The sequence below is a fragment of the Arthrobacter psychrolactophilus genome, assembly GCF_003219795.1.
Lineage (GTDB): Bacteria > Actinomycetota > Actinomycetes > Actinomycetales > Micrococcaceae > Specibacter > Specibacter psychrolactophilus.
This window is the reverse complement of sequence record NZ_QJVC01000002.1, coordinates 269,634-292,091: the sequence shown is the minus strand read 5'-3', so window position 1 is coordinate 292,091 and position 22,458 is coordinate 269,634. Positions and strand designations below refer to the sequence as shown.

The window sequence follows — 22,458 nt, the reverse complement described above, 5'->3', positions numbered from 1 at the left end:
CCGACGACGCCTGCTCCGACTGAGGATCCGACGACGCCTGCTCCGACTGAGGATCCGACGACGCCTGCTCCGACTGACGAGCCGACGACGCCTGCTCCGACTGACGAGCCGAAGGTATCCGTTGGTGACTTTGTCTGGGTTGATAACAACCGCAACGGTACACAGGACCCGGACGAGAAGGGCATCAAGGATGTCGTTCTGACAATCACTGATCCTGACGGCAAGCCTGTTACTGATGTATTTGGTAACCCGGTTGCTCCTGTTACGACGGATGAGAACGGTAAGTACTCCTTCGAAAACCTGCCGGTCCTCAAGGACGGTGAGTCCTACACGGTCACGATTGACCAGGAGGCTTCGAAGAAGGCGCTTGCTCCCTACCTTCCGACCAAGGAAACCGAAGGCAACCGTGAAGGCGACTCCTCGACTTGGGCCGCCACCTCGGGGAACCTGACCAACGATGGCGATCGCGATGCGACGCTGGACTTCGGTTTTATTACCGCTGACGGTACTGTCATTCCGACCGAGGACCAGACGGTGGAACCGGTCGTTGACCCGACTGTCGCCCCCTCGGAACAGACCGCGGCACAGACCTCGGCTCCGGCCAAGGGCGCATTGGCCACTACGGGCTTCAGCGGTCTATCGCTGACGCTCTTCGGCTTGCTCCTGGCCCTGCTGGGTGGTGGCGTGGCATTCGCTGCTCGCCGCCGAGCCTCCTCGGCCCGTCACTAGGCTGAGCGGTAAGTAAAAAGCTGGGGCCCTGATCCGAAAGGATCAGGGCCCCAGCTTTTTACTTTCGTACAACAAAAAGTTCGACGGCGGATAGCTCACGCAGCTGCCGCATCTTCAGTTTTAGAGCAGGTGCTCCCGGTGAGCAACTATGAGGGCATCTTCTCGTGTCCCAACATCGAGCTTCTTATACAAGCTGCGCAGCTGGCTCTTGATGGTATCGAGGCTGACAACATGCAGACGTGCCATCTCGGCCCTGTCGGAAACAGCCGCCAACGTCTTCAGGATGGACGCCTCACGGGGAGGCAACGTGATGCGTGAGAGTGCGTCAGGAATCGGTGCTTCGGACGGGAGCTGAGTCTCTGGCTCAGGTATCCCCAACTCACGCCACGCGGACCTGAGAAGCTCTAACTCGGTTTTAGGGAGTAGAGCTAGTGGCCACTGGTTTTTGAGCGACACAATGGCGCCCGAGATCTTTTCAAGATCCGCACGAAGTGATTCGGCATCTTGTAGGTGAAGGCGAGCAACAGTCCTAAGAACCAAGATGTGCAGCCCTTCCAGCGATGTTTCGGGGCGCGTCACTGCGCTGAGGATTTCAACAACCTCAGCTGACTGGTTAAGAGACAGGCTCAACCTTGCTCGAGCGATCCTATGAGGCGTCTTCTTTGATGAGGCCTTGCCCAAAATGGCTGCAGCACCCGTAGCGTTGCCTCGTGCCAAGAGCAAGGCAGAGCGGACCATGGTCAAACCCGCAACATCTATGGGGTTTAGTGTCGGTAGCTCTTCAGTTTTGGCCATGACCAGATCTAACCGGGCCGTCGCAATTCCGGAGTAGCCACGCAGCAAGTCAATCTGGGCTTCAATGACCCTTATGCGGCCCCAGAATTCACTAGTAGCGGTCTCGGAGATGACCTGGCGGAGGTGCTCGGAAGCCTTATCTGCCTGCAAATTCCCCATTTCGATCATGGCCAGCGTCATTTGCAACGGCGTTTGCTGGTACGGTGCGGTACCGGGGGAGTTCACGTAGTCGCGCTGCGCCGAATCAGCGAACTCGGCGGCCGTAGCTAGGTCACCGTCAATCGCATAGCGATAAGCCAACAATGAGGTAGCAAAGAAGACCGACTGACGAGCACCGGCTGCCTGTCCCGTTGAAACGGATTGATGTAGAGCAGTCGTGGCTGTGATGAAATCACCCACGTGGATGAGGGAGATCGCCCACTGCGCCAAGACTGCCGATTCAAAGGCCGCGAGCTGATCTCGATTCTCCAGCAGCAATTCGCTGCGATCCTTGAGGCTGTTGCGCGCTGTGGCTGCGGAGAGTTTGAACTGGCCGGTCAGCCGGAGCGCAACTATCTGGGCCGTGTTCAAGGCCATTCGTTCATGTGCGGGGACGTTATGACCCAGACCCTTTGAGGCGGCCAGTGCTAGGGTGAAGTACTCGGCGCCCTTGAATCGCGTGCTCTTATTCCCGTTGTACAGCAGGCCAAGAGATAGCGACAGGAGCGGGTATTTGATGATTTGAGTGTATGGAATGGTCTCCAGTGCAGCGGTGAACCAATCGGGCTCTTCGGCAGGTAGGTCCAGTCCTGAGTTCAGGATGATGTTGGAGGCTAAGCGGTAATCTCCTTTGCTCACCGAGTAGGTGAAGGCCGGCAGATAGTCTCCTCGCTCAATTTCCATGCTCGCCGCCACTGTCAAGGTATGTTCCCGACAAGCGGCAATTTCCGCAGATAACGCAGCGGTGAGAATCTCGCTCACGATGCCGGGATAGCTGTTACGAACGGATCCATTACGGGGAGAAGACCGTAATGCCCCGTCCTCGACTAGTTGGCGGATCATTGCTTCCGGATTCGGGCAGTCTGGGACCACGGCCTGAGCCAATTCCACATCGAAATACTTCAACTCGACAGTTGCAGCCATGAAACCTCGAAGAGCACTGTCACGGGGATGGATCAATTGAGCGTTGACTTGTTCATGCAGTGAAGCGGTAATTATTAGGACAATATCCTCGACCAGATCAACCGTGTTCCTCGGAGCCTCTGTGGCAGCGAGTCTAGCTGCCTTATGAAGGACTGGCGAGTGGTGCAGTCGCTCATTGAGCCTGTCACTGACGGGTTCCAATGCGGTTCCGGCATGAAATAGGGCCGATTCCGCATCGGTGAACTGGAGACTCTTATGGCCGATGACATGGACATCTGTGGCATAGGTGGAATAGTTCGACTCAATCTCCAGGGGGGATCGAGCGGCAATAATGATATTGAGATCGGGGGCCAATTCTAAGAGTTCAATGAGGCCTCGCTGCACATCTGATTCATGGGCCCAGTGAAAATCTTCGATCACAAGGGTGAACGGAGCCGAGCCGTTGAGCCGAGCAGCTAGCAAGCGGGCATGATCCAATGAATCAAACTGTGACTCGGAGTTCCTACTCGACTCTCCTGGAAAGACGGTGCTTTTCGACTCCAGCGCCATGTGGAGTTGTCTCCAAAAGAGCTCAGCATGTGCAGATTCTTTAGTCAGATGAAGCCAAACAAGCTCACGCTCTGTTTGTTGCGCCCACTGGCTAAGGGCAATTGATTTGCCTTGATTGCGGGGTCCCCGGAGAATACACAGGGCTGACGCTGATCCAGTGTTGATGAGCTCTATAAGGCGCGGACGAGCAATGGTGGAGTGGCCATTAGGCACCCGAGCCGGGCGGTTTATGAGTGCGGCTACCTCACCAAAATCAAAAGCGCTCATCGGTATGGCTGGTACTTTCTTCGGACCTTGCGAAAAATAACACAATTGACAGGCTACTTCAGTTGAGAGGTGTATCTCGACAAGGTAGGACACAGGATCCACGTGAAGAAGGGCTTAAACAATTGAGTGGTGGGCCGGTCGAAACCAGGCCACCACTCACCCCCAAAGTTCTGTGTGTCACGAAAGGCAAACTTTGTTCACACATTCATTATTATGCCAGAGAGTAATGGAAAAGTGCATATTTAGAGCGTTTGAGGCTTGAATCATGAAGGTTAGCGACGTTTATGTCCATTTTCTGGACGTTTTATGAAAGAAAGCCAGACCACCGCTAGTCCCAACGCAACGCAGAGGACGGCGCTATAGGAGAAGAGCTTCATCAGAAGGGAATCATGAAGCGGTGAAAATTGCACCGGGATGGTGAGGCACACCAAGCCGAAACCGAGGCACATGAATGCGGCCGCGATGCGGTCAAGGGCTGGCCGTTTCGACAGGGCAGCTTTGGCTGTGGGTGCAATGAGGCAGGCAGCGACATACGCCATGTAGATGAACCCAAAGCGCATATAAAAGACGACAGACGGCTGATCAAAGAAGTCCCCCAGTCCCGTACTAGACCCCCGCAAATCAGATAAGAAGTAGGTCACCCAAATTCCCGCCGAACAGGTGACTAGAACAGTGATGCCTAAGGTACCTTGGACGAGCTTGAGTGCTAGTTCTGACTTGTAAGCCGCGGCAATCTTGGAGGAGATTAGGAAGAAGACAGAGAAGAGACTGAGCCGGAGAATGACATTGGCAAAGTTATTTCCCCCGAGAAATGCATCCACCGGAAGATAAATGGCGGGGATGCTCAAGGCGACAGACAGTGAAGCGGTCACAAAGGCCCAGAATAAACTGCGGTTGCGTCCCTTGAGCATGGCGGGGAACCTCCAGGCGGAGCACGCAATGCAGACGCCCAAGGCTGTCCACTGCAAGATATCGCTCATCCTAAGTTCTCCCAAACACTCTGTGCATCCTGTGAATCGTCCTCGACTCGCCGCAGGATGCGGCTCATAGCCTCTAATCGTTGGGCCGCCAATGATGCCAAGACGCTGTGGGGTGTGGCCCGCAAGGCGGCCGCCCGTGCCTCAGGGTCCCAGCCGGCTTCAAGTGGAGTAAGGAAGCCGGTTGCTACCAGCCCGTTGGTCAATCCGACCTGGCCAATACGCGCACTCTCGATGGCGAGTTCGGGGTTGAGCCTGTTGGCCGAGATCTGGGCCGAAAGGTTCTGGGGGGCTATGGCTGCCTGGCGTGCAAGTTTTTGGCGCAGATCTGTGGCGTCGATGGCGTCGATCCAGGATCGCACGGAGGAACGGTGCGGTGCCGGGGTCAGTGTGACGGGGTCAGGTGAACGGCCTTGTTCCGACGCGAGATTTCGGTTCAGAATCTCCGTCAGCAGGTCGACATCAGAAATCTGACTCAACAACTCGGCCTGGCCAGGAGCCTTGATGCCTTGAGGTAGATCTGCAAAGGCAGGAAAGGTCGCCAGTGATTGCACAACGGGTAAATCTAGGGAACGGCTCACCGCGGCCACCGTGCCTAAGGACACCCTGCCACGAACAAGCTGTTGGGCCAGGGTTGAGCGTTTGATACCGGCGGCCCGGCACACGGCGGCATGACTCGTGCCACCGGCGACGGCTGTGAGCCATTGTTGAAATAATTTTGCCGGAACAGTCACGGCTAAAGTCCTACTCGTCGTCTGGGGCTAGGGGTCCAGGGTGTCAACGATTCCTCGGAAACGTCCGCCTACGCCGTCGTACTCGCTGCGACGCCAGCCGGCAGGAGTGGAGGGGAGCTCGTCATTGACGTGGAAGTCGCAGATGACGTAGGTGAAGTTGGGCCACCACTTCTTGGGCCGGGCGACCTCGAGGAAGTCGCATAGGTAGCAGCGCAGCTCAACCCAGACCGGGCGCTTGCCCGTGGAGTTAGCGCGAGACTGAGCCAGCCAGGCCGGGGGATTGGCGTCGAGCGCGGCGACCTCGGAGGCCTTCATACGTGTAGGAATGCCGTTGCGGACAGCCATTTCGGGCGGAATGTTCAGTGCCTGAGCTACTTGCCGACGGTTGAGCGAAGCGCTGGAGGAAGAGTTGTTTGCCATGTTCTCTTAAGGATAAGGTGCCGGGCGCGCGGTGGCGATTCCCGGCGTCGTGCTGGGGGCGTTAAGGGGCGCTCACGGCCCAAGAATCGTGGCATGTGGGCAGTGAGAATGGACACCTTTGGATGCCGTGGTAAAGAAATTTTGCAGAAAATTTACCGAGAATACAACAAATCTGTGTGTCATCCCCTATGCTGTGGGAAAACAACGGGGTACTAAGGGTACAAATCCTACTTTCAAGGGCTATGATAAGGCGCTGAAAGACCCAGCCACTACCACCAGCACTTCAGGAGTATGAAAACCGCATGGCAACGGATTACGACGCACCCCGCAACAAGGACGAAGACCACGAGACAGAGTCGCTTCAGGCGCTTCAGGTTCAGCGTGGCGGCACTCAGACTGCCCACATCGACGTAGAAGATTCAGACACGGCCGAAGGAACCGACCTGCCGGGTGCTGATCTCTCCAACGAAGAGCTCATCATCCAGGTCATCCCGGCCCAGGACGACGAGTTCACCTGCTCCTCCTGCTTCTTGGTTCGCCACCGCAGCCAGGTAGCGCGCGAGAAGAACGGCATGTTCTTCTGCAAGGACTGCGAAGGCTAAACTGCTTTTGATGCCGCCGGCGACGGTGGCACCCTAAGAGTTTTAGTGCTGCAAGTTCCAACGCGAGGGAGCGGACCATGACGGTAAGTGTGCAGGAGCTTTTGGAGATCTTCGCTGTGCCGGGAGCTAATGCTGCCGAGCTTTTATGCGATCGGCACCCGGCCGGAGATATTGCGTTTACCGTGATCTCCGCGGACCTGAGCTCTGTCGACGTCAGTTATGGCGAGCTGCGAGAGAAATCGTCGCAGTTCGCCGCTTCCTTAGCCTCGCTTGGTGTCAAGCAAGGCGATCACGTGGCCACGCTCATGGCTAAATCTGCCGAGCTGGTCATCGCTCTGATGGGCATCTGGCGTTTGGGCGCCGTGGATGTGCCCCTCTTTACCGCCTTCGCGCACGACGCCATTGAGTTTCGGCTGCAGGCCAGCGGTGCGCGGTTGGTGATTTGCGACGCCGATCAGCGCCGCAAGCTCTTGCCGCCCGGAGAGGTCCCCACGGATGCCTCCCGCCCCGTGATTGTGGCCCGCGGCGAGGCCTTTGGTTATGACCTTTCCTTGGCCGAGATGGTGGCCGGGATCGGTGCCTTCACAGACATTCCCCCGCACGACGGCGGACCCGTCACGGTAGGTGGCGAGGGCACCCTCGTGCAACTCTTCACCTCCGGCACCACTGGCACGCCTAAGGGCGTGCCCATCACCTTGGGCGCCGTGGCCTCCTTTGTGGGATACCAAAGCTTTGCTCTCGATGTTCGCAAGGACGATGTCTTCTGGAATATGGCCGATCCGGGCTGGGCCTACGGTCTGTACTTCGCCCTGCTGGCGCCTATGGCCGTTGGTAACCGTTCCCTCTTATTAACGGCGCCGTTTAGCGCCGAACTGATCTGGGCTGTCCTGGAGAAATTCCAGGTCAGCAGCTTTGCCGCAGCACCCACCGTGTACCGGTCCCTGCGCGCAGGATCCACCCCCGAGGACCGCCATGTGCTGCGCCGTGCCTCAAGCGCCGGTGAGCCGTTGACTCCCGATGTTATTCTCTGGAGTCGAGACGCTTTGGGCGTCGAGGTACGCGATCAGTACGGGCAGACCGAGCTGGGCATGGTGGCCGGCAATGCCTGGGCCGATGGCCTGCAGGCGCCCTTACGTCCGGGCTCCATGGGTGTCTCGCTGCCTGGCTGGAACGTCGATGTTCTGGCCGACGGTGCCGATGTACCCGCCCCGGACGGCGAACCGGGCCGCGTGGCCATCAACGTTCCGGCCAGCCCCTTTATGTGGTTCACAGGCTACATCGACGCCCCCGAAAAAACCGCCGAACGTTACAGCCCCGATGGCCAGTGGTACATCACCGGCGACACCGGCCGACGTGACCCGGACGGTTTCATTTACTTCTCATCCCGGGACGACGACGTCATCATCATGGCGGGATACCGGATTGGGCCCTTCGATGTGGAATCGGTTCTCGTGACCCACCCCAGCGTCGTCGAGGCGGCCGTGATTGGCACGCCCGACGAGATCCGTGGCGAGGTGCTCGAGGCCTTCATCGTGCTGCGCGAGGGCACTCCGGCAACGGAAGAGCTTGCGGTTGAGCTGCGGCAGCTCGTCAAGACCGGCTTTGCCGCCCACGCCTACCCGCGCCGGATTCACTTTGTTCCCGAGCTGCCAAAGACGCCCAGCGGTAAAGTTCAGCGCTACATTTTGCGTCAGGAACGCGCAGCCTTGGAGAGTAATGACTGAGACGACAACGGCCAAGCCCATCGCGGTCGGCATCAATGCAGCCCTTGGCTTCGCCCTGGAGGTGGCCATGGTGTCGGCGTTCCTCTTCTGGGGTTTCAAGCAGGACAGCCCTTGGCATCTGATCCTCGGCATTGGCCTGCCGGCCGTCGTTGTGGTGTTCTGGGGAGCCTTCATGGCGCCTCGGAGTGATCGACGCCTGCCCATGACGTTGGTGCGATATCTGGCTTTGGGGCTCTTCATCGCCGCCGCACTTGCCTTGATCAGCGTTGGCTCCACTGTGCTGGGAAGCATCATGGCCATGCTGGCCCTGGCTCATTTCGTGGCCGCACTGGCGTTGCAGCAGTAACCACCGCAGCGAGGGGTGTGCTACTGAGCGTCGCTATACGGGGTCATGAGGGAGCCGCCCGTCAGCTCTTGCACGGAGCAATCCGGGTGCGCACCCTCGGAAGCCAACCACAGCGAGGCCGCCACCTCATCGCTTAACGTCAAGGGTCCGACGTCGTTCGTGGCGTCAGGGAAGGCGATCTGCAGGCCCGCGCCGAAACGCGGCTGACCCAAGACCGTCAGGCGCGTGTCGACGCCGATGCCGATGGCCTCGAGATGGCGCAGGAGGGCGGGGTCGTGATCGCTGATGCGGCTGATGCGACCGGTGTGCCCTGGGTCGAGCTCATCGAGGCGGTGCGAGGGCACCATGGTGATGCGCCCCTGGGCGTCGGGGATGGGGTCGCCGTGGGGGTCGCGGGAGGGGTGGCCGAGCTTGGCGCTCATGCGCTCGATGAAATGATCCGAGACGGCGTGCTCTAGTTGCTCCGCCTCATCGTGCACCTCATCCCAGCTGTAGCCCAGCTCGCGCACCAGATACGTTTCCAAGAGTCGATGCCGACGCACCATGGCCAGGGCGAGCGTGAGCCCCTCCGCGGTCAGGTGAATGGGGCTATAGGGTTCGTGGTCCACGAGGCCCTGGTCCTTGAGCTTGCGGACCATCTCGGAGACGGACGAGTTGGCGACGCCCAGACGAGTAGCCAGCGCGCTGGAGGTGATGGGCTTGTCCTGCCACTCCGTGTAGGCATAAATGACCTTGACGTAGTCTTCGATGCTGGAGGAGTTGGGAGAATGTTTCACGCCCTCAAGCCTACCCGTTAGCCCTGCCCTCTGAAGGTTAGCCACAACAGGAGCGCGTTCAGGGCTACGATGAGCACCACGCTCACGAGGGCTGCCAGACGTAGGGGCCAGCCGTCGCGATGTTCGCCCATGATCTCCTTGTTGGCCGTCAGGCGCAGCAGCGGAATCAAGGCAAAGGGGATACCGAAGCTCAGCACGATCTGGCTCACGATCAAGGCCCATGTGGGGTCAACGCCGACCGAGAGTAAGATGATGGCCGGCATCAGGCTGACCAGACGCCGCAACTGGAGTGGGATCCGGATCTTCAGTAGCCCGTGCATAATAGTGGCGCCCGCGTACGCGCCCACCGAGGTGGAGGCGAGCCCCGATGCCAGCAAGCCGACGGCAAACACGACGCCGATGACAGGGCCCAGGCTATTGACGATGGCGGCGTGCGCACCCTCGATGGAGTCGGTGCCGGCGATGCCACGCAAGGTGGAGGCGGCTAGCAGAAGCATCCCGATATTGACGGCACCGGCCAGCAGTAGGGCTAGGACGACGTCGGCCCGGGTCGCCTTGATGACTCTCAGCAGGCCCGCCGGAGATTTACGAGCGTTCGGATGCCGATCCTTCGCGAGTTGCGAGTGGAGGTAGATGGCGTGCGGCATGACGGTGGCCCCGAGCATTCCGGCCGCCAGCATGATGCTTTCCGCGCCTTGGAAGCGGGGGATGAGGCCGTTGGCGATGCCGGCCGGATCTGGCGGGCTGAGGACGAGCCCGGCGAGGAATCCGATCGTGATGATAATCAGCAAGAAGATGATGGCCGATTCGAAGCGTCGCTGGCCGTGACGATTCTGGACCGTCAAGAGGGCCATGGAGCACAGACCCACGATGAGCCCGCCAATGGGAAGCGGCACCTGGAACAAGAGATTCAGGGCGATGGCGCCGCCCACAACCTCGGCGAGGTCCGTGGCCATGGCGACGAGCTCGGCCTGGAGCCAGTACAGCCTGCGCGGGCCGGTCTTGAAGCGGCGGCCCAGATGTTCGGGCAGCGACAGCCCCGTCACCACGCCAAGCTTGGCTGATTGGTACTGCACCAGCATCGCCATGAAATTAGCCGCGACCAAAACCCAGACCAACAGGTAGCCGTAGCTGGCACCGGAGGTCAGATTGGCGGCGACGTTTCCGGGATCCACATAGGCGATCGCCGCCACGAAGGCAGGGCCTAGGAGCAGGATCAGCCCGCCACCTCGGCGTGGGGTCTTAGCCTTGACAGTCTCGAGCACAGTTCCAACCTTCGATAAACCTAAATTCAAAGTTTAGGTACACCGAAATAATAGACTCAGCGGTGCCGGAATGTCGAGAGATGACGGAAAGTTTGTGGCTCTAGCGTTTGGTGGCGAGCCAGGTCTGAGTCAGGTAGGGGAGCTGCACTTCTTGTCCAACCGCATAACCCAAATGCTCCAAGAGGTACCAGTTCAGATTCCCCATGACCTTTTCACGAACGTTGTCGGAGGCTTTGAGGTAGTAGCTGCGAGACTTTGCCAGCTCCATGATCTCGGCGGGAGTCATAGCTTGGCTCCACACGGTGTCGAGCGGCTCGACCAAGGCAAACTCCGGGCCGATCGCCGGACGGAAATCGGGTTTGTGAACATCGCCAGCATGCATGATGCGAGCCAGGCGATGAACCCAAGGGATGCTGACGTCGAGCTGGTTCCAGATCAGCCCCAAGGTTCCTCCGGGGCGCAGCACGCGGGCGATCTCGGTGCTGGCCGCCAGTGGATCGCACCAGTGCCACGCCTGGGCCACCACCGCCAGATCCATGCTGACATCGGCGAGTTCTAGCTGTTCGGCGGAGCCTACTACGGTGCTCACCGCCGGGAGATCGGTGGAGAGTTGGGTGAGCATATCGGCCGAAGGGTCCACGGCCGTGATGGTCCAGTCGTGCTGGGCCAGGAGTTGGGTGTATTTACCCGTTCCGGCGCCGACGTCGAGGGCGTCATGGATGCTTAATGCCGAGGAGTCCACGAGCCATGCGAGGGACTCTTCCGGGTAGCTGGGTCGGACCTTATGGTAGTGATCGCCGCCCTCGAGGAAGGCTGCCGCCATGTGCTTGCGCCGTTCCGCGTCAAAGACCGGTCCGCCGATGCCTGCCATGTGCGCTCCTGAAAAAGTTGTGCGGTTTGTGCCGTTCAACTTTACCCCGGCCCTCCAGTGCCACGGACCTGGCATGCGAACGAATGTTGCGATGTGTTGACTTAGTGCTGCCGCGGTGACAAGGATGGAGGAATACGCTTTCCCGGGCTTGTTACGCATGATCTGAGCCTCGATCAAACCACCCTCAACGCTGAAGGACTAGTTTATGTCTGAGACCCCGCTGGTAATTAATGACAATGGAGCCTGGTGCTGGTTTCAAGACGATCGTGCCCTGGTCGATCCCGTGGCCCAGGTACTTCTCGTGGGATCGGTAGCTTCTCCTCAGGGGCCGGGCGGTGATCACCGTGGCGGCAATATTGAAGTGGCCACCTACAACCTGGTCACGGGCGAGAAGGCGACTCATGTGCTCCACGAAAACCTAGAATCTGATGACCACAACGCACCTGCACTGCTGATCCGCCCGGATGGTCGATACCTGGCCATGTATGCAAAGCACAAAACCGATAACTATTCACGCTTTCGGATCAGCGTCCGCCCTCATGACGCCTCCGCATGGCAAGCCGAAGAAGTCTTTGACTGGACAGAGCTTGCCGACGGTCGCGGGGCCACCTACTCCAATGTCTATCGCTTGTCGGGTGAAGGGCGCAGCTACAACTTTGTCCGAGCCGTCAATGACGATCAATCCATCATGCTCTCCACCGACGATGGTTCCTCATGGGCCTACGGCGGAAAACTCTTCACGCGACCCAAAATTGGCTATGTCAACGGCTACACCCGTTACTACAGCGACGGTCAAGACCGCATTGACTTGATTACAACAGATCACCACCCGCGTGACTTCAACAACAATATCTACCACGGCTACCTTCAAGGCAACGCGCTGCATGCCTCGGACGGAACTATTGTCAACGGCGCGATTCTTGGCTCAAAAGGCGTCAATCAAGATCAGCTGAGCGTCATCTTTTCGGCCAACCTTGTCCACGACGGAGACGAGCTAACCCATGGCTGGACCTCGGATGTGAAGCGTCAAGGAGAGCAGATTGCGGCCGTCATTTCCTGCCGGGCCAATGACGTCAACGGTGTCTTGTATCAAGAGCAGCGGCTAGATCATGATGACCATCGCCTGCTATATGCAAAATTTGACGGAACCTCATGGGAGCTGCATCCGCTGGCCAAGGCCGGCGCGGCGCTTTTGCCTCATGAGCAGGACTACACCGGCTTGGGTGCCATCGACCCCTATGACCTCAATCGTGTTTATGTTTCTACGCCCATCGATCCTGCGAGCGGACTCGCCACCGAGCACTATGAGATTTACTCAGGGACGACTCACGACGACGGGCAAAGCTGGACATGGGAAGCCATCACCTCAGATTCGGAGGTAGATAACCTTCGTCCCATGGTGGTGGCAGGGGATCCACTCCGTCACATTGTCTGCTGGTTCCGTGGTCAGATGTCCTCTTCTCAGGACTATACGACCGAGATGGTGGCTATGATCCAGCCATATAGCTGAACCGTTCTCGCCTTGCCCCGGAGATAATTTGATTCATCACAGGGCAAGGCCAGAACGTCGCTAGAGGTATTTAGTCGGTAAAGCAGGGAGCAGCGCCGGCCGTCCCCGGTGTGTTGGGTGCCCATTCGGGGTAACTGCGCTGATCATTCGCCGGCACCCAGCGCCCTGAGTCCACCACGTAATCCCAGCCGAGCCCATCACGCAGCAACGCGGCAACGCCGTCGATGAGGCGCTGTGCATCCTCACGACGCGAGCCCACGCCGAAGCTGGCTCGCAGCGAACCAGCCGGCAGACCGAGGCGATTGAGCAGGGGGTGGGCGCAGAATTTTCCATCGCGCACACCCACTCCGTGCTCGGCCGAAAGATACGCGGCGACGAGTCCGGCGTCGTATCCTGTGACGGAAAAGTTCACCACGCCGATGCTGCCGCACTCCGCATAGCTGGCCGAGTCACTGAACAAGGAGTGCACGGTGACGCCGTCGAGATTTTGGAAACCGGCCACCAGGTGCTCCCGGAGCTGTTGCTCGTGGCTGTGCCAGTCCGAGGCGTCCAGTTCGGCCAGAATCGTGGCGGCCTTGGCCAGAGTTGCCGCACCCAAGACGTTGGGGGAGCCACCCTCATGGCGTGCCGGACCATCCGTCCAGCGGGTCGATTCGAGGCGGACCTCCTTCACGGCGCCGCCGCCGGCCAGGTGAGGTGCTCCGGCGTCGAGCCAGTCCGACCGGCCCACCAAAACACCGGCACCAAAGGGCGCGTACAACTTGTGACCCGAGAAGGCCACATAGTCAATGCCCGACGCCGCAAGGTCAATGCGTCGGTGCGGGGCCAACTGGGCAGCATCGACCACAATTCGGGCGCCGTACTGATGAGCCAGGGCGGCCAGCTGGGCGATGGGCAGCACCTCGCCCGTGACATTGGAGGCTCCCGTGACGGCCAAGAGCAGGACGTTGCCGGCGCGCAGCTGAGTCTCAACGCGAGCCAGCGTGGACTCGATGGATGATGCGGCCACCACGGAACGGTGCGGCAACTTCTGCCACGGCAAGAGATTTGCGTGGTGCTCGATGTCCAAATACAGCAGCTCGCCGTGGACATTGGAACGGCCCTCGGCGTACCCGCGGGCCTGCAAGATGCTCTCGACGCAGCCGGCCAGAAGGTTCAAGGAATCGGTGGTGTTGCGCGTGAAGATGACGGTGTCATCCGGGCGGGCGCCAACAAAATCGGCCACGATCGTGCGGGCATTTTCATACACCGAGGTGCTGACCTGCGAGGCAAAACCAGCCCCGCGGTGCACGCTGGCGTAGAACGGCAACACCTCGTTCAGGTGTGCGGCGACGTCCTCCACGGCAGGGGCGGACGCCGCGTAATCAAGATTTGCGTACCGCACGTGGCCGCCCTGGATCAAGGGTGCGGCAAGGTCCTGGCCAACGACCGGCAACAGGGGTGAATCGGCGAGGGAGGTCTTTTCCAAGAGGGCATGGCTCATGAGTAAATCCTTTGACACAAGGACTTTTGGAAGGTGCCAAGAAGTCCGCGCTTGCCATGACCGCTCCGGCCTGGCCAGGTCGTCACCCGGGGCACCCCGCCGCGAAAGGAGGGTTGCCGGCCAGCAAACCGGGGTTTAGCGCTGGCACTCGTGACCTATGCCCAAAAGATTAGCCCAAGAAATCCGCGCCCGCATTTGTTACGTCATGTAGGTCGTGCCCGGGTGAGTCCGGCCGAAGGTGAGAAAAAGAACGACGGCGGGAGGCCGCCGTCGTTCTTAACTCGCTTGTGTTACAAAAATGGACTAGCCCAAAAGGTCGTCCCAATTCGGGTTCAGGCGCCGCAAAACCTCGTTGTGCAGGATGGAATTGGTGGCCAGGGCGTTGCCGCCGAAGGGGCCGTCGGCGCCCTCAAGAGAGGTGAAGCGGCCACCGGCCTCGGTCACGATGGGGACCAGGGCCGCCATGTCGTACAGGTTCAGTTCGGGCTCGCAGGCGATGTCCACGGCACCCTCGGCGACCATACAGTAGGACCAGAAATCGCCATAGGCACGGGTACGCCACACCTCGTCGGTGAGGGAGATGAACTCGTCACGATTGCCACGCTCCTTCCAGCCGGTCAGGGAGGAGTAGGACATCGAGGCGTCCTTGAGCTCGGTGACGTTGGAAACGCGAATGCGGCTCGCGGCGGCCAACGACTTGCCCATGTAGGCGCCCGTGCCCTGCGCCGCCCACCAACGCTTACCCAAAGCGGGGGCGCTGACCAGGCCAACGACGGGAACGCCATCGTCAACGAGTGCGATCAAGGTGGCCCAGACCGGAACCCCGCGCACAAAATTCTTGGTGCCATCGATCGGGTCAATAATCCACCGACGCGAACCATGACCACTGCTGCCGAACTCCTCGCCCAGGACGGCATCGCGGGGACGCACCCGGGCCAGCTGGCTGCGGATGGACTCCTCGGCGGCCTTGTCTGCATCCGTCACGGGTGTCAGGTCAGGCTTGGTCTCAATGCTCAGATCCAGGGCCTTGAAGCGTGACATGGTGAGGGCATCGACGCTGTCGGCCAGCACGTGGGCCAGGCGGAGATCATCGTTGTACGTCTGGGGTTCGGTCGTCATATACATCACGTTATCGTGATTTTGCGAGGACTTCGGGCACGACGCCAGCCGCGGCGACGACTTCTCGCCTGCGTTTGTTCTGTTCTGCGCAAAGTTCGGCTCGAACTTGCCGCACAACACTGTTCTGCGGCAAGTTCACGCCGAACTTTGCGCAGAACGAAACATTCGCGCCCGGAGCTGCCCGGAGTACGGCCGAAACTAGTCGATGATGCCCAGTTCCTTCTCCGCCGCACGGCCTTCGGTCCGGTCACTGGTGCCAAAGAGACGGCGCAGCGATGCGAGGCGGGCCGGCCCCGATGGACCTGCGTGACCATCGGCCACATAGGGGTCCAGACCGCAGTTAACTGCGGCGGTGTCATGCTTGCAGCCGCGTTCGCAATCGTCGGTGCCGGGCTGCAGATCGGGGAAGGCCTGCAAGATCCGGTCGGGATTCACGTGAGCCAAGCCGAAGGAGCGGATGCCCGGCGTATCGATGATCCAGGAACCGGGAGCGGCATCCTGCAGGCGCAGGGCCAGCGCCGAGGAGGAGGTGTGGCGGCCGCGGCCCGTGACGGCGTTGACGCCGCCGGTGGCTCGCTGCGAACCGGTCAAGGCATTGACCATGGTGGACTTGCCCACGCCGGAGTGGCCCACGAGGACGCTGACCTTGCCGTCAAGGTAGCCGTGGAGCTGCTCAACAGCGCCTCCGGCCAACAGTGCGGAGTCGCCGTCGTCGCTGCGGGCATCAATTCCCGAGGCGCCGTCGGCGGCCGTGCGGCTGATGATGACCGTCATGTCGAGGTGCTCGTAGTTGGCCAGCAGCTCGGCGGGATCCTTGATATCGGTCTTGGTAATCAGCAGCAGGGGAGCGATGCCGGAATCGTAGGCCGCCACCAGCGCGCGGTCGATGAAGCCGGTGCGCGGTTCGGGATTAGCCGCGGCGACCACGATGACAAGCTGATCGGCGTTGGCCACGACGGCGCGTTCGACCGGATCCGTGTCATCGGCACTGCGGCGCAGCAGGGTGCGGCGCTCCTCGATGCGGACCAGCCGGGCGAGCGTGTCCGGCTTGCCCGTAACATCGCCAACCAGAGCTACGAAGTCGCCAGCCACCACGGGGTTGCGTCGTAACTCCCTGGCCCGTGCGGCAATCACGGTGCGTTCGGTGGCGAGATCCTCATCCACGATGGCCGTGTACCGGCCACGGTCCACCGTGATGATGCGGCCGATGACGGCCTCCTCGTAGGCGGGCCGGTCCTTGGTGCGCGGCCGGCTGCCCTTCTTATTGGCCCTGACGCGAACATCGGATTCGTCCCAGTTGCTGTAATCCCGTGCCATAGAACTAGGCCCCTGCCGTCTGGGACACCATGGTCGCCCACATGGCTGGGAAGTTTGGCATGGTTTTGGAGGTCGTGGCGATATTTTCAACCTCGACGCCGGACACGGCCAGTCCGATGATGGCGCCCGCCGTTGCCATGCGGTGATCGTGGTAGCTGTGGAAGACTCCGGCGTGCAGGGGAGCGGGGTTAATGATCAGGCCGTCCTCGGTTTCCTCTGCGTCACCGCCCAAAGCGTTGATCTCGGCCACGAGGGCGGCCAGTCGGTCGGTTTCATGCCCGCGCAGGTGCGCGATGCCGCTCAAGCGCGACGGCGTCGACGCCAAGGCACACAGCGCGGCCACCGAGGGGGCCAGCTCCGAGGTATCGGCTAAGTCAACGCCGCGAATCTCCTCGCCACCTGTCACTATCAGGGTGCCAGCTTCCAAGGAGACACTCGCGCCGAACTGGGGCAGGATCTCGCGCCACTTATCGCCCACCTGAGTGGTGTTGGTGGGCCAATTGGGGATGCGCACCGTGCCTCGCGTGGCCAAGGCGGCAGCTAGGAAGGGGCCGGCATTGGAGAGATCTTGCTCGAGCACCACGTCAAAGGCGGCCACGGTGCCAGGTGCAACGATCCAGTGCTTGGGTGTGGAGTCATCCACCACCACGCCCACGGAGCGCAGGATTTCCACCGTCATGGAGATGTGGTCAAGGCTGGGCACAGAATCACCCGTGTGCTCCAGATGCAGGCCATCACTGAAGCGTGCCGCGACGAGCAAGAGCGCCGAGATGAACTGCGAGGAGCTTCCGGCATCGATCTTGACATGGCCACCGGCCACCTGGCCGCTGCCCTGAACCGTGAACGGCAGGAAACCATTCTCGCCGCCTACAACCGGGACGCCGAGGCCCTGCAAGCCAGCCACAATGGGAGCCATGGGGCGCACCAAAGCCCCGGGGTCGCCGTCGAACGTCACAGACCCGTTGACCAGGGACGCCAGCGGGGGGACAAAACGCATGACCGTCCCGGCCAGGCCACAATCCACCGCAAGACCACCCTCGGGGGCGGTGAAACCGGCCGGGATGGGGGTGACCACCAGGTCCGGAACTTCTCCGCTGCCGGGAACCTCGGTGATGGACGCACCCATGACCCGCAACGCGCCAATCATGAGATCAGAGTCGCGGGACTGCAACGGCGCACGCAGGCGAGATTCGCCGTCGGCAATCGCCGCGAGTACCAGATACCTGTTGGTCAGCGATTTGGAGGCCGGAATGGTGACGGTGGCATCCAGGGGTGTTGCCAAGAAAGGTGCGGGCCAAAGGGCGGTGGTCATGGGTGATTAGTGTCCTGTCACGTCGTGGGCAAGGGCGCGGACCGACTTGTCCGCATTCTTTAGCTGGGCGGAGGCGGTCTTCTTGCCGCTCTCGATGAGCTTTTCGGTGCGCCAGGCCAGGCCCGGGCGTCCGGCGGTGTCAACGCTGGCCAGCAGCGCACCACCAATGAGGCCGATGTTCTTGGTCAATTGCGTGCGGCGCTGGGCACGATGTTCCTTCGTCGTGGTGTCGGCGCTGCGATATTCCACCACGGTGGACAGTCCCGCCGTGATGGCGAGGACGACGGCGGCGGGCCGGGCAAATTTTCCGGCTGCCAGTAAGACGCCTGCTCCTACCTGGGTGCCGGCGATGACGCGGGCCAGGGTTTTTTCGCTGGCATTGACCGGCAGGGCGGCGCTGAGTGGACGCAAAACCGGCGACAATTGCGCAACGGTGGCATCGGCGTGGCGCAGGCGGTCAAGGCCGGCGAGGATGAACGAGGACGCCAACATGGGGCGGGCGAGTACGCGAACAATGGACAAGGAAGCCTCCTTAGTGGTGCGGTCGGCCTCCCAGAACACGGCCGGGGCCGCCTCACGGGAGGCTCATGCTGTGTATAAGTCTCCCACGTTCGCGGCACACACGAGGAGTCCGCGGAATATCCTCGGGCACTTCGGAGTTGAAAAAGAGGTAGCGGCACCTTTCATCGGGGCCACGTAACGGCGGTACCCGGATCATGATCACTCTTGGAAAGGCGGCAATGCAGACACTAAGCCCAACAGCACCCCTGAAGCTGAGTCTGAGCATAGACTCGACTGTGATGAACATTTCCGAGCCTGAGCAAACTGCCACCTCAGCAGACACCGAGCCTGACGTTACAACTGTCACCGACGTGGCAGATGTTGATGTTGCCAACGAGTCCGCCGAGGAGCGACGCGTCCGTTTTGAACGCGACGCCATGGTGTACGTAGACCAGTTGTATTCGGCGGCCATGCGTATGGCCCGCAATCCCAGTGATGCCGAAGATCTGGTTCAGGAGGCCTATACCAAGGCCTTTTCCGCCTTCCATCAGTACAAGCCGGGGACTAACCTCAAGGCGTGGCTGTACCGGATCCTGACGAACACGTACATCAATCTGTACCGCAAGCGGCAGCGTGAGCCCCTGCAGTCCAACGCCGATTCGGTGGAGGATTGGCAGTTGGCGAGGGCTGAATCGCACACCTCGAGCGGCTTGCGTTCGGCCGAGGCGGATGCCTTGGACCACCTGCCCGACTCTGATGTGAAAAGTGCCTTGCAAGCCATCCCGGAGGAATTCCGGCTCGCCGTGTATTTTGCCGACGTCGAGGGTTTTGCCTACAAAGAAATCTCAGAAATTATGAACACCCCCATCGGAACCGTAATGTCACGGTTGCACCGGGGCCGAAAACTATTGCGTGACATGTTGGCTGACTACGCCGTGGATCGCGGATATATCAAAGAAGCCGACCACATGACTGAAACGGAGAAATGACCATGGGCGACTGCCAGAGCCTAGGCGATTGCGATGATCAACGCATCGGGCGAATTTACGAATACCTGGATGGTGCCCTGTCCCGCGAGGACTTAGGCGAGATCAAGGCGCACCTTGACGGCTGCACAGATTGCGCCAGCGAGTACGACCTCGAATGCGTCATCCGCTCCGTCGTGAAGCGTTCCTGCAAGGAAGCGGCCCCTGATACGCTCAAGGCCGCCATTCTCTCCCGTCTCCACGAGGGTCGCTCGGCCGCGGTCTAGCGCTCCTCGGCGCGTGCCCCCGGGCGCAGCGAGATGCGCTCGTACGCACTCGCTGATTTGCCTGTGACGCGGCGCAGCATCGAGCCGCCGATCTGATGCGCCTGGACCTTGGCGAGCTCCGCCTTTTCCCCACGGAAGAGGCCGTCGACCGTCAAGGTCCAGAGCTGTAACCACCGGTTGAAATGCTCCAGCGTCAGCGGTTCCTTGGCGTGAATATCGAAGTGGACGGCCAGGGCATTGCGCTTGTAGAGCCCGGCCTTGAACAGCACCGTTTGCCAAAAATCGGCCATGATGGGCATGTGCGCCGCTAAATCCATGTCCACCACCTCGGTAAAGATGCGCCCGATCACGGGATCGCTAAATGCCTTGGTGTAAAACGTCTCCACCAGCAGCAGCACATCGTCCCGGTCCTGGAGATCGCGGCGGTGGTCCTGCTCCTGCCTTGGTGGGCCCGGCTGGTAGCTGTCAATGTCCGACGTCGTTCTTCCGGACTTGCGCTGTTGGGCCGCCTCGGGCCGCTCCTGACCGGGCATGGCTTAGGCCGCCACGGCGAGGATAATGTGGATGCCAATAATCGGCAGCGCTACAACCTTGAAGGCTTCCGAGCCGATGTAGGCCAGATGCGTCAGTGTTCCGGTCTTGCCCTTGACGGGAGCCGTTCCGGGCTGGTTCAGGGCTGTGGCGGCAAGCGCCTTGGTGCGCTTGGCCATGGCCGGACGAAGGACCGTCATCTGCAGCGTCAGGGCGGCGGTGCACAGGACCATCAGGACGGCGGCGGTGACGCCCACAAGATCATGGCGCTGGGTCCAGCTGCCGACAAACACCACCGCCAGGGCGGCTTCAACATAGTTCAAGGCTTTAAAGACGAGTCGGCCAATACCTACGCCCAAGGCATGGGTCATGCCGGGAGCCCGGAATTTCAGGGGAGTCTCGATGAAGGAAATGGCGACAATCATGCCGCACCACATCAACGGCACCATGGTGAGTACTACGAGGGCTAGCATGTTCGGCTTTCATGGTGAAGGTGGTCTTGAGTACACAAAAGCCCGCCCCGCCAGGTGGCGAAACGGGCTGATGCTTAGTGCGACAAGAATTAAGAGTTGGGACGCTTACCGTGGTTAGCGCCGCCCTTCTTACGATCCCGACGCTTGCGTGAACGCTTCGACATAGCTGCCTCCAATCATCAAAAAAAGATCTCCAAAAACGATCCTCATCTAGTTTCGCATAGGTGGCACATGCGCACCTAACTGAGAGGGGGCAATTATTGCCTTAAAGTTTGCCTAATTGCGGTGGCTGCCTGATCCAATACCGTGCGCAGCGTGGCCAGCGACACGTCGTCGAACCCCGTACGGGCCGCGTTGAGGCGCAGTTCCACCCGGAGATCATCACGGAAGCGCTGCAGGGCGAACTCGGCCTCCTTGAGTAAAGCGGCGTTTCCCGCGGCTTCATGGCTGGGTTCCTTGTGGCTGGTCCGCGCCTGGGCACGTGCCGATTCGGCGCTGGCCGCCAACTCGGCGCGCAGCCCCCGCATGTTTTCCTTGACCTCGAGGCGAATGTCGTCGGCCAAACGACGCACCGAGGCCGTGATGTTTTCTTGCACCTCGGTCAGCTCATGACGCCTGCGATCCAGTTCCTCGCGCCCGGCGACCGTGAGGCTGTACACCGTGCGGCGCCCATCGAGGATGGTCTCCAAGAGGCCCTCCTCCTGTAGCTTCGACAGCCGCGGATACACGGTGCCGGCACTGGGGGAGTAGGTGCCACCAAAACGGTCACTGAGGGCCCGGATGATCTCGTAGCCGTGTCGGGGGCCTTCCTCGAGCACTGCGAGTAGGTACAGCCGAAGGGCGCCGTGGGCAAAGACGGGAGGCATTAGAACCCCTCCTTGATCAGTGAGGGCTTGGTGGGCTGCTCGGTGGGGCCATAGACAATCGTGACGCCACCGGAGACGGTGGTGGTGTTAGCATCCAAGCGCAGTGTGTCGGGCCCGATCGAGGCCGCCGTGTTCTGGCCGAGATTGCTGAAGCGATCCTGATCTAACAAAAGTGTCCCGGAGGCACTTGTGGCGTTGGCCCGAACGCCCATGGTGCGGGGTAGACGCACCATGATGTCTCCCGAGACGGACTTGGCATTGAGCGTCGTGGGGCCGCCGTGCAGGTCCAGGCTGATGTTGCCCGAGACGGTGCTGGAGCGGACGTCGCTAAGTTCGCCCGAGGCCATGACATCGCCGGAGACGCTCTTGGTGACGAGGGTGCCGCGATGGTCGCGGGCGATGATCTCGCCGCTGACCGTGTCCACCGTCAGCAGCCCCTCCGTGGCATCGGCCAGAAGGGCTCCGGTCACGGTGCGCAGCGTGGTCCGAGCACTTCCGCTGACCATGCCATCGGCATTGACGGTGCTCGCCGTGACGAGGGCACCTGCCGGAACGGCAATGCTGATGACGGCCGTGGCGGCTTGCTGGAAGTTGATGAGGCGCTGGAGCCAATTGGAGGCGTTAAAGTGTTCCACCTTCAAGGTGCCATTGCTGAAGCTCACTTCCAGCGGCTGCCCGTCTACCTCCGAGACCTCCAGTGTTGTGGTGGTTCCTTCCGTTACGACGATGTCGAAACGGCCCTTGACGAGGGCCACCTTGACCTCGGTGATATGACTTAGTTCAAGCGTTTGTGGTTCATTGATGGACCACTGTTCCTGGCTCATAATTACTCCTTCTCAATCGCGTTATATCGTGTCTATGAAGAACACGATATAACGCGATTCACCGAGAAACAAGATATATCGCGAGTTTTCTTG

At 60.5% G+C, this 22,458-nt stretch carries 25 protein-coding genes, 1 pseudogene and 1 riboswitch (1 of these 27 cut by a window edge); of the genes and pseudogenes, 9 read left to right on the top strand and 17 right to left on the bottom strand.

Annotated features, from left to right (window positions below; genetic code table 11):
• From CVS30_RS03690 to CVS30_RS18245, 3 genes and pseudogenes are all read left to right on the top strand, one after another.
• Positions 1 to 202 carry the end of an SdrD B-like domain-containing protein gene (locus CVS30_RS03690; protein ID WP_146233327.1) on the top strand. 3,713 nt of this gene lie to the left of the window's left edge, so the window shows 202 of its 3,915 coding nt (coding positions 3,714-3,915); the start codon falls outside the window, past its left edge; it ends in the stop codon at positions 200 to 202.
• A pseudogene (locus tag CVS30_RS18525) lies at positions 178 to 432 on the top strand (carboxypeptidase-like regulatory domain-containing protein); the annotation flags it as partial. The gene CVS30_RS03690 and the pseudogene CVS30_RS18525, both read left to right, overlap by 25 nt.
• A gap of 102 nt (positions 433 to 534) precedes the next feature.
• Positions 535 to 729: an LPXTG cell wall anchor domain-containing protein gene (locus tag CVS30_RS18245; RefSeq protein ID WP_245934417.1), complete on the top strand. Its 195-nt coding sequence runs from the start codon at positions 535 to 537 to the stop codon at positions 727 to 729.
• Positions 730 to 849: 120 nt separating this feature from the next.
• Here CVS30_RS18245 and CVS30_RS03680 read toward each other — a convergent pair whose 3' ends face one another.
• The 4 genes from CVS30_RS03680 to CVS30_RS03665 form a co-directional block, all read right to left on the bottom strand.
• Positions 850 to 3,123: a helix-turn-helix transcriptional regulator gene (locus CVS30_RS03680; RefSeq protein ID WP_146233326.1), complete on the bottom strand. Its 2,274-nt coding sequence runs from the start codon at positions 3,121 to 3,123 to the stop codon at positions 850 to 852.
• Positions 3,124 to 3,734: 611 nt separating this feature from the next.
• Entirely contained in the window at positions 3,735 to 4,373 is a 639-nt protein-coding gene (locus tag CVS30_RS03675; protein ID WP_146233324.1) for a hypothetical protein, read from the bottom strand.
• Between the two features lie 65 nt (positions 4,374 to 4,438).
• Positions 4,439 to 5,173: a hypothetical protein gene (locus CVS30_RS03670; protein ID WP_110483946.1), complete on the bottom strand. Its 735-nt coding sequence runs from the start codon at positions 5,171 to 5,173 to the stop codon at positions 4,439 to 4,441.
• Positions 5,174 to 5,200: 27 nt separating this feature from the next.
• Positions 5,201 to 5,593, bottom strand: coding sequence for a hypothetical protein (locus tag CVS30_RS03665; RefSeq protein WP_110483945.1), 393 nt, complete (start codon positions 5,591 to 5,593; stop codon positions 5,201 to 5,203).
• A gap of 302 nt (positions 5,594 to 5,895) precedes the next feature.
• Between CVS30_RS03665 and CVS30_RS03660 the strand changes: the two genes are divergently transcribed.
• The 3 genes from CVS30_RS03660 (at position 5,896) to CVS30_RS03650 (ending at position 8,265) form a co-directional block, all read left to right on the top strand.
• A complete protein-coding gene (locus CVS30_RS03660) occupies positions 5,896 to 6,195 on the top strand; it encodes a DUF4193 domain-containing protein (RefSeq protein ID WP_110483944.1) in 300 nt (99 codons plus the stop codon).
• Between the two features lie 77 nt (positions 6,196 to 6,272).
• On the top strand, positions 6,273 to 7,919 hold the full coding sequence (locus CVS30_RS03655) for an AMP-binding protein (RefSeq protein WP_110483943.1): 1,647 nt from the start codon (positions 6,273 to 6,275) through the stop codon (positions 7,917 to 7,919).
• On the top strand, positions 7,912 to 8,265 hold the full coding sequence (locus CVS30_RS03650; RefSeq protein ID WP_110483942.1) for a YrdB family protein: 354 nt from the start codon (positions 7,912 to 7,914) through the stop codon (positions 8,263 to 8,265). Before CVS30_RS03655 ends, CVS30_RS03650 begins: the two co-directional genes overlap by 8 nt.
• Before the next feature lie 20 nt (positions 8,266 to 8,285).
• Here CVS30_RS03650 and CVS30_RS03645 read toward each other — a convergent pair whose 3' ends face one another.
• The 3 genes from CVS30_RS03645 to CVS30_RS03635 all read right to left on the bottom strand — a co-directional run bounded on the left by CVS30_RS03645 (position 8,286) and on the right by CVS30_RS03635 (position 11,177).
• Complete coding sequence (locus CVS30_RS03645) at positions 8,286 to 9,041, bottom strand: metal-dependent transcriptional regulator (protein ID WP_110483941.1); 756 nt, start codon at positions 9,039 to 9,041, stop codon at positions 8,286 to 8,288.
• Between the two features lie 17 nt (positions 9,042 to 9,058).
• Entirely contained in the window at positions 9,059 to 10,306 is a 1,248-nt protein-coding gene (locus CVS30_RS03640; protein WP_110483940.1) for an Nramp family divalent metal transporter, read from the bottom strand.
• 100 nt (positions 10,307 to 10,406) lie between these two features.
• Positions 10,407 to 11,177 (bottom strand): class I SAM-dependent methyltransferase, encoded by a 771-nt coding sequence (locus tag CVS30_RS03635; RefSeq protein ID WP_110483939.1) that lies wholly within the window; start codon positions 11,175 to 11,177, stop codon positions 10,407 to 10,409.
• Between the two features lie 205 nt (positions 11,178 to 11,382).
• On the opposite strand from CVS30_RS03635, the gene CVS30_RS03630 reads away from it, so the two are divergent.
• The gene (locus CVS30_RS03630; RefSeq protein ID WP_110483938.1) at positions 11,383 to 12,687 is read left to right on the top strand and encodes a BNR-4 repeat-containing protein; all 1,305 of its coding nucleotides are present in this window, start codon (positions 11,383 to 11,385) and stop codon (positions 12,685 to 12,687) included.
• Positions 12,688 to 12,757: 70 nt separating this feature from the next.
• Here the strand turns inward: CVS30_RS03630 and CVS30_RS03625 are convergent, their stop codons facing one another.
• The 5 genes from CVS30_RS03625 to CVS30_RS03605 all read right to left on the bottom strand — a co-directional run bounded on the left by CVS30_RS03625 (position 12,758) and on the right by CVS30_RS03605 (position 18,440).
• On the bottom strand, positions 12,758 to 14,170 hold the full coding sequence (locus tag CVS30_RS03625) for an aminotransferase class V-fold PLP-dependent enzyme (RefSeq protein WP_110483937.1): 1,413 nt from the start codon (positions 14,168 to 14,170) through the stop codon (positions 12,758 to 12,760).
• 42 nt (positions 14,171 to 14,212) lie between these two features.
• Positions 14,213 to 14,326: riboswitch (SAM riboswitch) on the bottom strand.
• A 147-nt stretch (positions 14,327 to 14,473) separates the two neighbouring features.
• Positions 14,474 to 15,289 (bottom strand): histidinol-phosphatase, encoded by an 816-nt coding sequence (gene hisN / locus CVS30_RS03620; RefSeq protein WP_110484123.1) that lies wholly within the window; start codon positions 15,287 to 15,289, stop codon positions 14,474 to 14,476.
• Between the two features lie 198 nt (positions 15,290 to 15,487).
• Entirely contained in the window at positions 15,488 to 16,606 is a 1,119-nt protein-coding gene (gene rsgA / locus CVS30_RS03615; RefSeq protein WP_110483936.1) for a ribosome small subunit-dependent GTPase A, read from the bottom strand.
• A gap of 4 nt (positions 16,607 to 16,610) precedes the next feature.
• Entirely contained in the window at positions 16,611 to 17,918 is a 1,308-nt protein-coding gene (gene aroA, locus CVS30_RS03610; RefSeq protein ID WP_110483935.1) for a 3-phosphoshikimate 1-carboxyvinyltransferase, read from the bottom strand.
• 6 nt (positions 17,919 to 17,924) lie between these two features.
• On the bottom strand, positions 17,925 to 18,440 hold the full coding sequence (locus tag CVS30_RS03605) for a DoxX family protein (protein ID WP_110484122.1): 516 nt from the start codon (positions 18,438 to 18,440) through the stop codon (positions 17,925 to 17,927).
• A gap of 194 nt (positions 18,441 to 18,634) precedes the next feature.
• Here CVS30_RS03605 and CVS30_RS03600 point away from each other — a divergent pair, with 194 nt between their 5' ends.
• The gene (locus CVS30_RS03600) at positions 18,635 to 19,408 is read left to right on the top strand and encodes a sigma-70 family RNA polymerase sigma factor (protein WP_370800336.1); all 774 of its coding nucleotides are present in this window, start codon (positions 18,635 to 18,637) and stop codon (positions 19,406 to 19,408) included.
• A gap of 2 nt (positions 19,409 to 19,410) precedes the next feature.
• On the top strand, positions 19,411 to 19,671 hold the full coding sequence (rsrA, locus tag CVS30_RS03595; protein ID WP_110484121.1) for a mycothiol system anti-sigma-R factor: 261 nt from the start codon (positions 19,411 to 19,413) through the stop codon (positions 19,669 to 19,671).
• Here rsrA and CVS30_RS03590 read toward each other — a convergent pair.
• The 5 genes from CVS30_RS03590 to CVS30_RS03575 form a co-directional block, all read right to left on the bottom strand.
• The gene (locus CVS30_RS03590; protein WP_220033856.1) at positions 19,668 to 20,204 is read right to left on the bottom strand and encodes a group III truncated hemoglobin; all 537 of its coding nucleotides are present in this window, start codon (positions 20,202 to 20,204) and stop codon (positions 19,668 to 19,670) included. The genes rsrA and CVS30_RS03590 overlap by 4 nt on opposite strands.
• Before the next feature lie 3 nt (positions 20,205 to 20,207).
• Entirely contained in the window at positions 20,208 to 20,675 is a 468-nt protein-coding gene (locus CVS30_RS03585) for a hypothetical protein (protein ID WP_110483934.1), read from the bottom strand.
• A gap of 89 nt (positions 20,676 to 20,764) precedes the next feature.
• Positions 20,765 to 20,839 (bottom strand): 50S ribosomal protein bL37, encoded by a 75-nt coding sequence (locus CVS30_RS18520; protein ID WP_370800376.1) that lies wholly within the window; start codon positions 20,837 to 20,839, stop codon positions 20,765 to 20,767.
• A 93-nt stretch (positions 20,840 to 20,932) separates the two neighbouring features.
• A complete protein-coding gene (locus CVS30_RS03580; RefSeq protein ID WP_110483933.1) occupies positions 20,933 to 21,541 on the bottom strand; it encodes a PadR family transcriptional regulator in 609 nt (202 codons plus the stop codon).
• Positions 21,541 to 22,365, bottom strand: coding sequence for a DUF4097 family beta strand repeat-containing protein (locus CVS30_RS03575; RefSeq protein WP_110483932.1), 825 nt, complete (start codon positions 22,363 to 22,365; stop codon positions 21,541 to 21,543). Before CVS30_RS03575 ends, CVS30_RS03580 begins: the two co-directional genes overlap by 1 nt.
• Positions 22,366 to 22,458: the final 93 nt, after the last annotated feature.

What these genes read in the sequence shown, in the direction of transcription:
- CVS30_RS03650 (WP_110483942.1), top strand. Translation starts at nt 7,912, where the DNA reads ATGACTGAGACGACAACGGCCAAGCCCATCGCGGTCGGCATCAATGCA.
- CVS30_RS03585 (WP_110483934.1), bottom strand. Translation starts at nt 20,675, where the DNA reads ATGCTAGCCCTCGTAGTACTCACCATGGTGCCGTTGATGTGGTGCGGC.
- CVS30_RS03635 (WP_110483939.1), bottom strand. Translation starts at nt 11,177, where the DNA reads ATGGCAGGCATCGGCGGACCGGTCTTTGACGCGGAACGGCGCAAGCAC.
- CVS30_RS03600 (WP_370800336.1), top strand. Translation starts at nt 18,635, where the DNA reads ATGATCACTCTTGGAAAGGCGGCAATGCAGACACTAAGCCCAACAGCA.
- rsgA (WP_110483936.1), bottom strand. Translation starts at nt 16,606, where the DNA reads ATGGCACGGGATTACAGCAACTGGGACGAATCCGATGTTCGCGTCAGG.
- rsrA (WP_110484121.1), top strand. Translation starts at nt 19,411, where the DNA reads ATGGGCGACTGCCAGAGCCTAGGCGATTGCGATGATCAACGCATCGGG.
- CVS30_RS03675 (WP_146233324.1), bottom strand. Translation starts at nt 4,373, where the DNA reads ATGCTCAAGGGACGCAACCGCAGTTTATTCTGGGCCTTTGTGACCGCT.
- CVS30_RS03660 (WP_110483944.1), top strand. Translation starts at nt 5,896, where the DNA reads ATGGCAACGGATTACGACGCACCCCGCAACAAGGACGAAGACCACGAG.
- CVS30_RS03625 (WP_110483937.1), bottom strand. Translation starts at nt 14,170, where the DNA reads ATGAGCCATGCCCTCTTGGAAAAGACCTCCCTCGCCGATTCACCCCTG.
- CVS30_RS03655 (WP_110483943.1), top strand. Translation starts at nt 6,273, where the DNA reads ATGACGGTAAGTGTGCAGGAGCTTTTGGAGATCTTCGCTGTGCCGGGA.
- CVS30_RS03630 (WP_110483938.1), top strand. Translation starts at nt 11,383, where the DNA reads ATGTCTGAGACCCCGCTGGTAATTAATGACAATGGAGCCTGGTGCTGG.
- CVS30_RS03580 (WP_110483933.1), bottom strand. Translation starts at nt 21,541, where the DNA reads ATGCCTCCCGTCTTTGCCCACGGCGCCCTTCGGCTGTACCTACTCGCA.
- CVS30_RS03575 (WP_110483932.1), bottom strand. Translation starts at nt 22,365, where the DNA reads ATGAGCCAGGAACAGTGGTCCATCAATGAACCACAAACGCTTGAACTA.
- aroA (WP_110483935.1), bottom strand. Translation starts at nt 17,918, where the DNA reads ATGACCACCGCCCTTTGGCCCGCACCTTTCTTGGCAACACCCCTGGAT.
- CVS30_RS03665 (WP_110483945.1), bottom strand. Translation starts at nt 5,593, where the DNA reads ATGGCAAACAACTCTTCCTCCAGCGCTTCGCTCAACCGTCGGCAAGTA.
- CVS30_RS03590 (WP_220033856.1), bottom strand. Translation starts at nt 20,204, where the DNA reads ATGCCCGGTCAGGAGCGGCCCGAGGCGGCCCAACAGCGCAAGTCCGGA.
- hisN (WP_110484123.1), bottom strand. Translation starts at nt 15,289, where the DNA reads ATGACGACCGAACCCCAGACGTACAACGATGATCTCCGCCTGGCCCAC.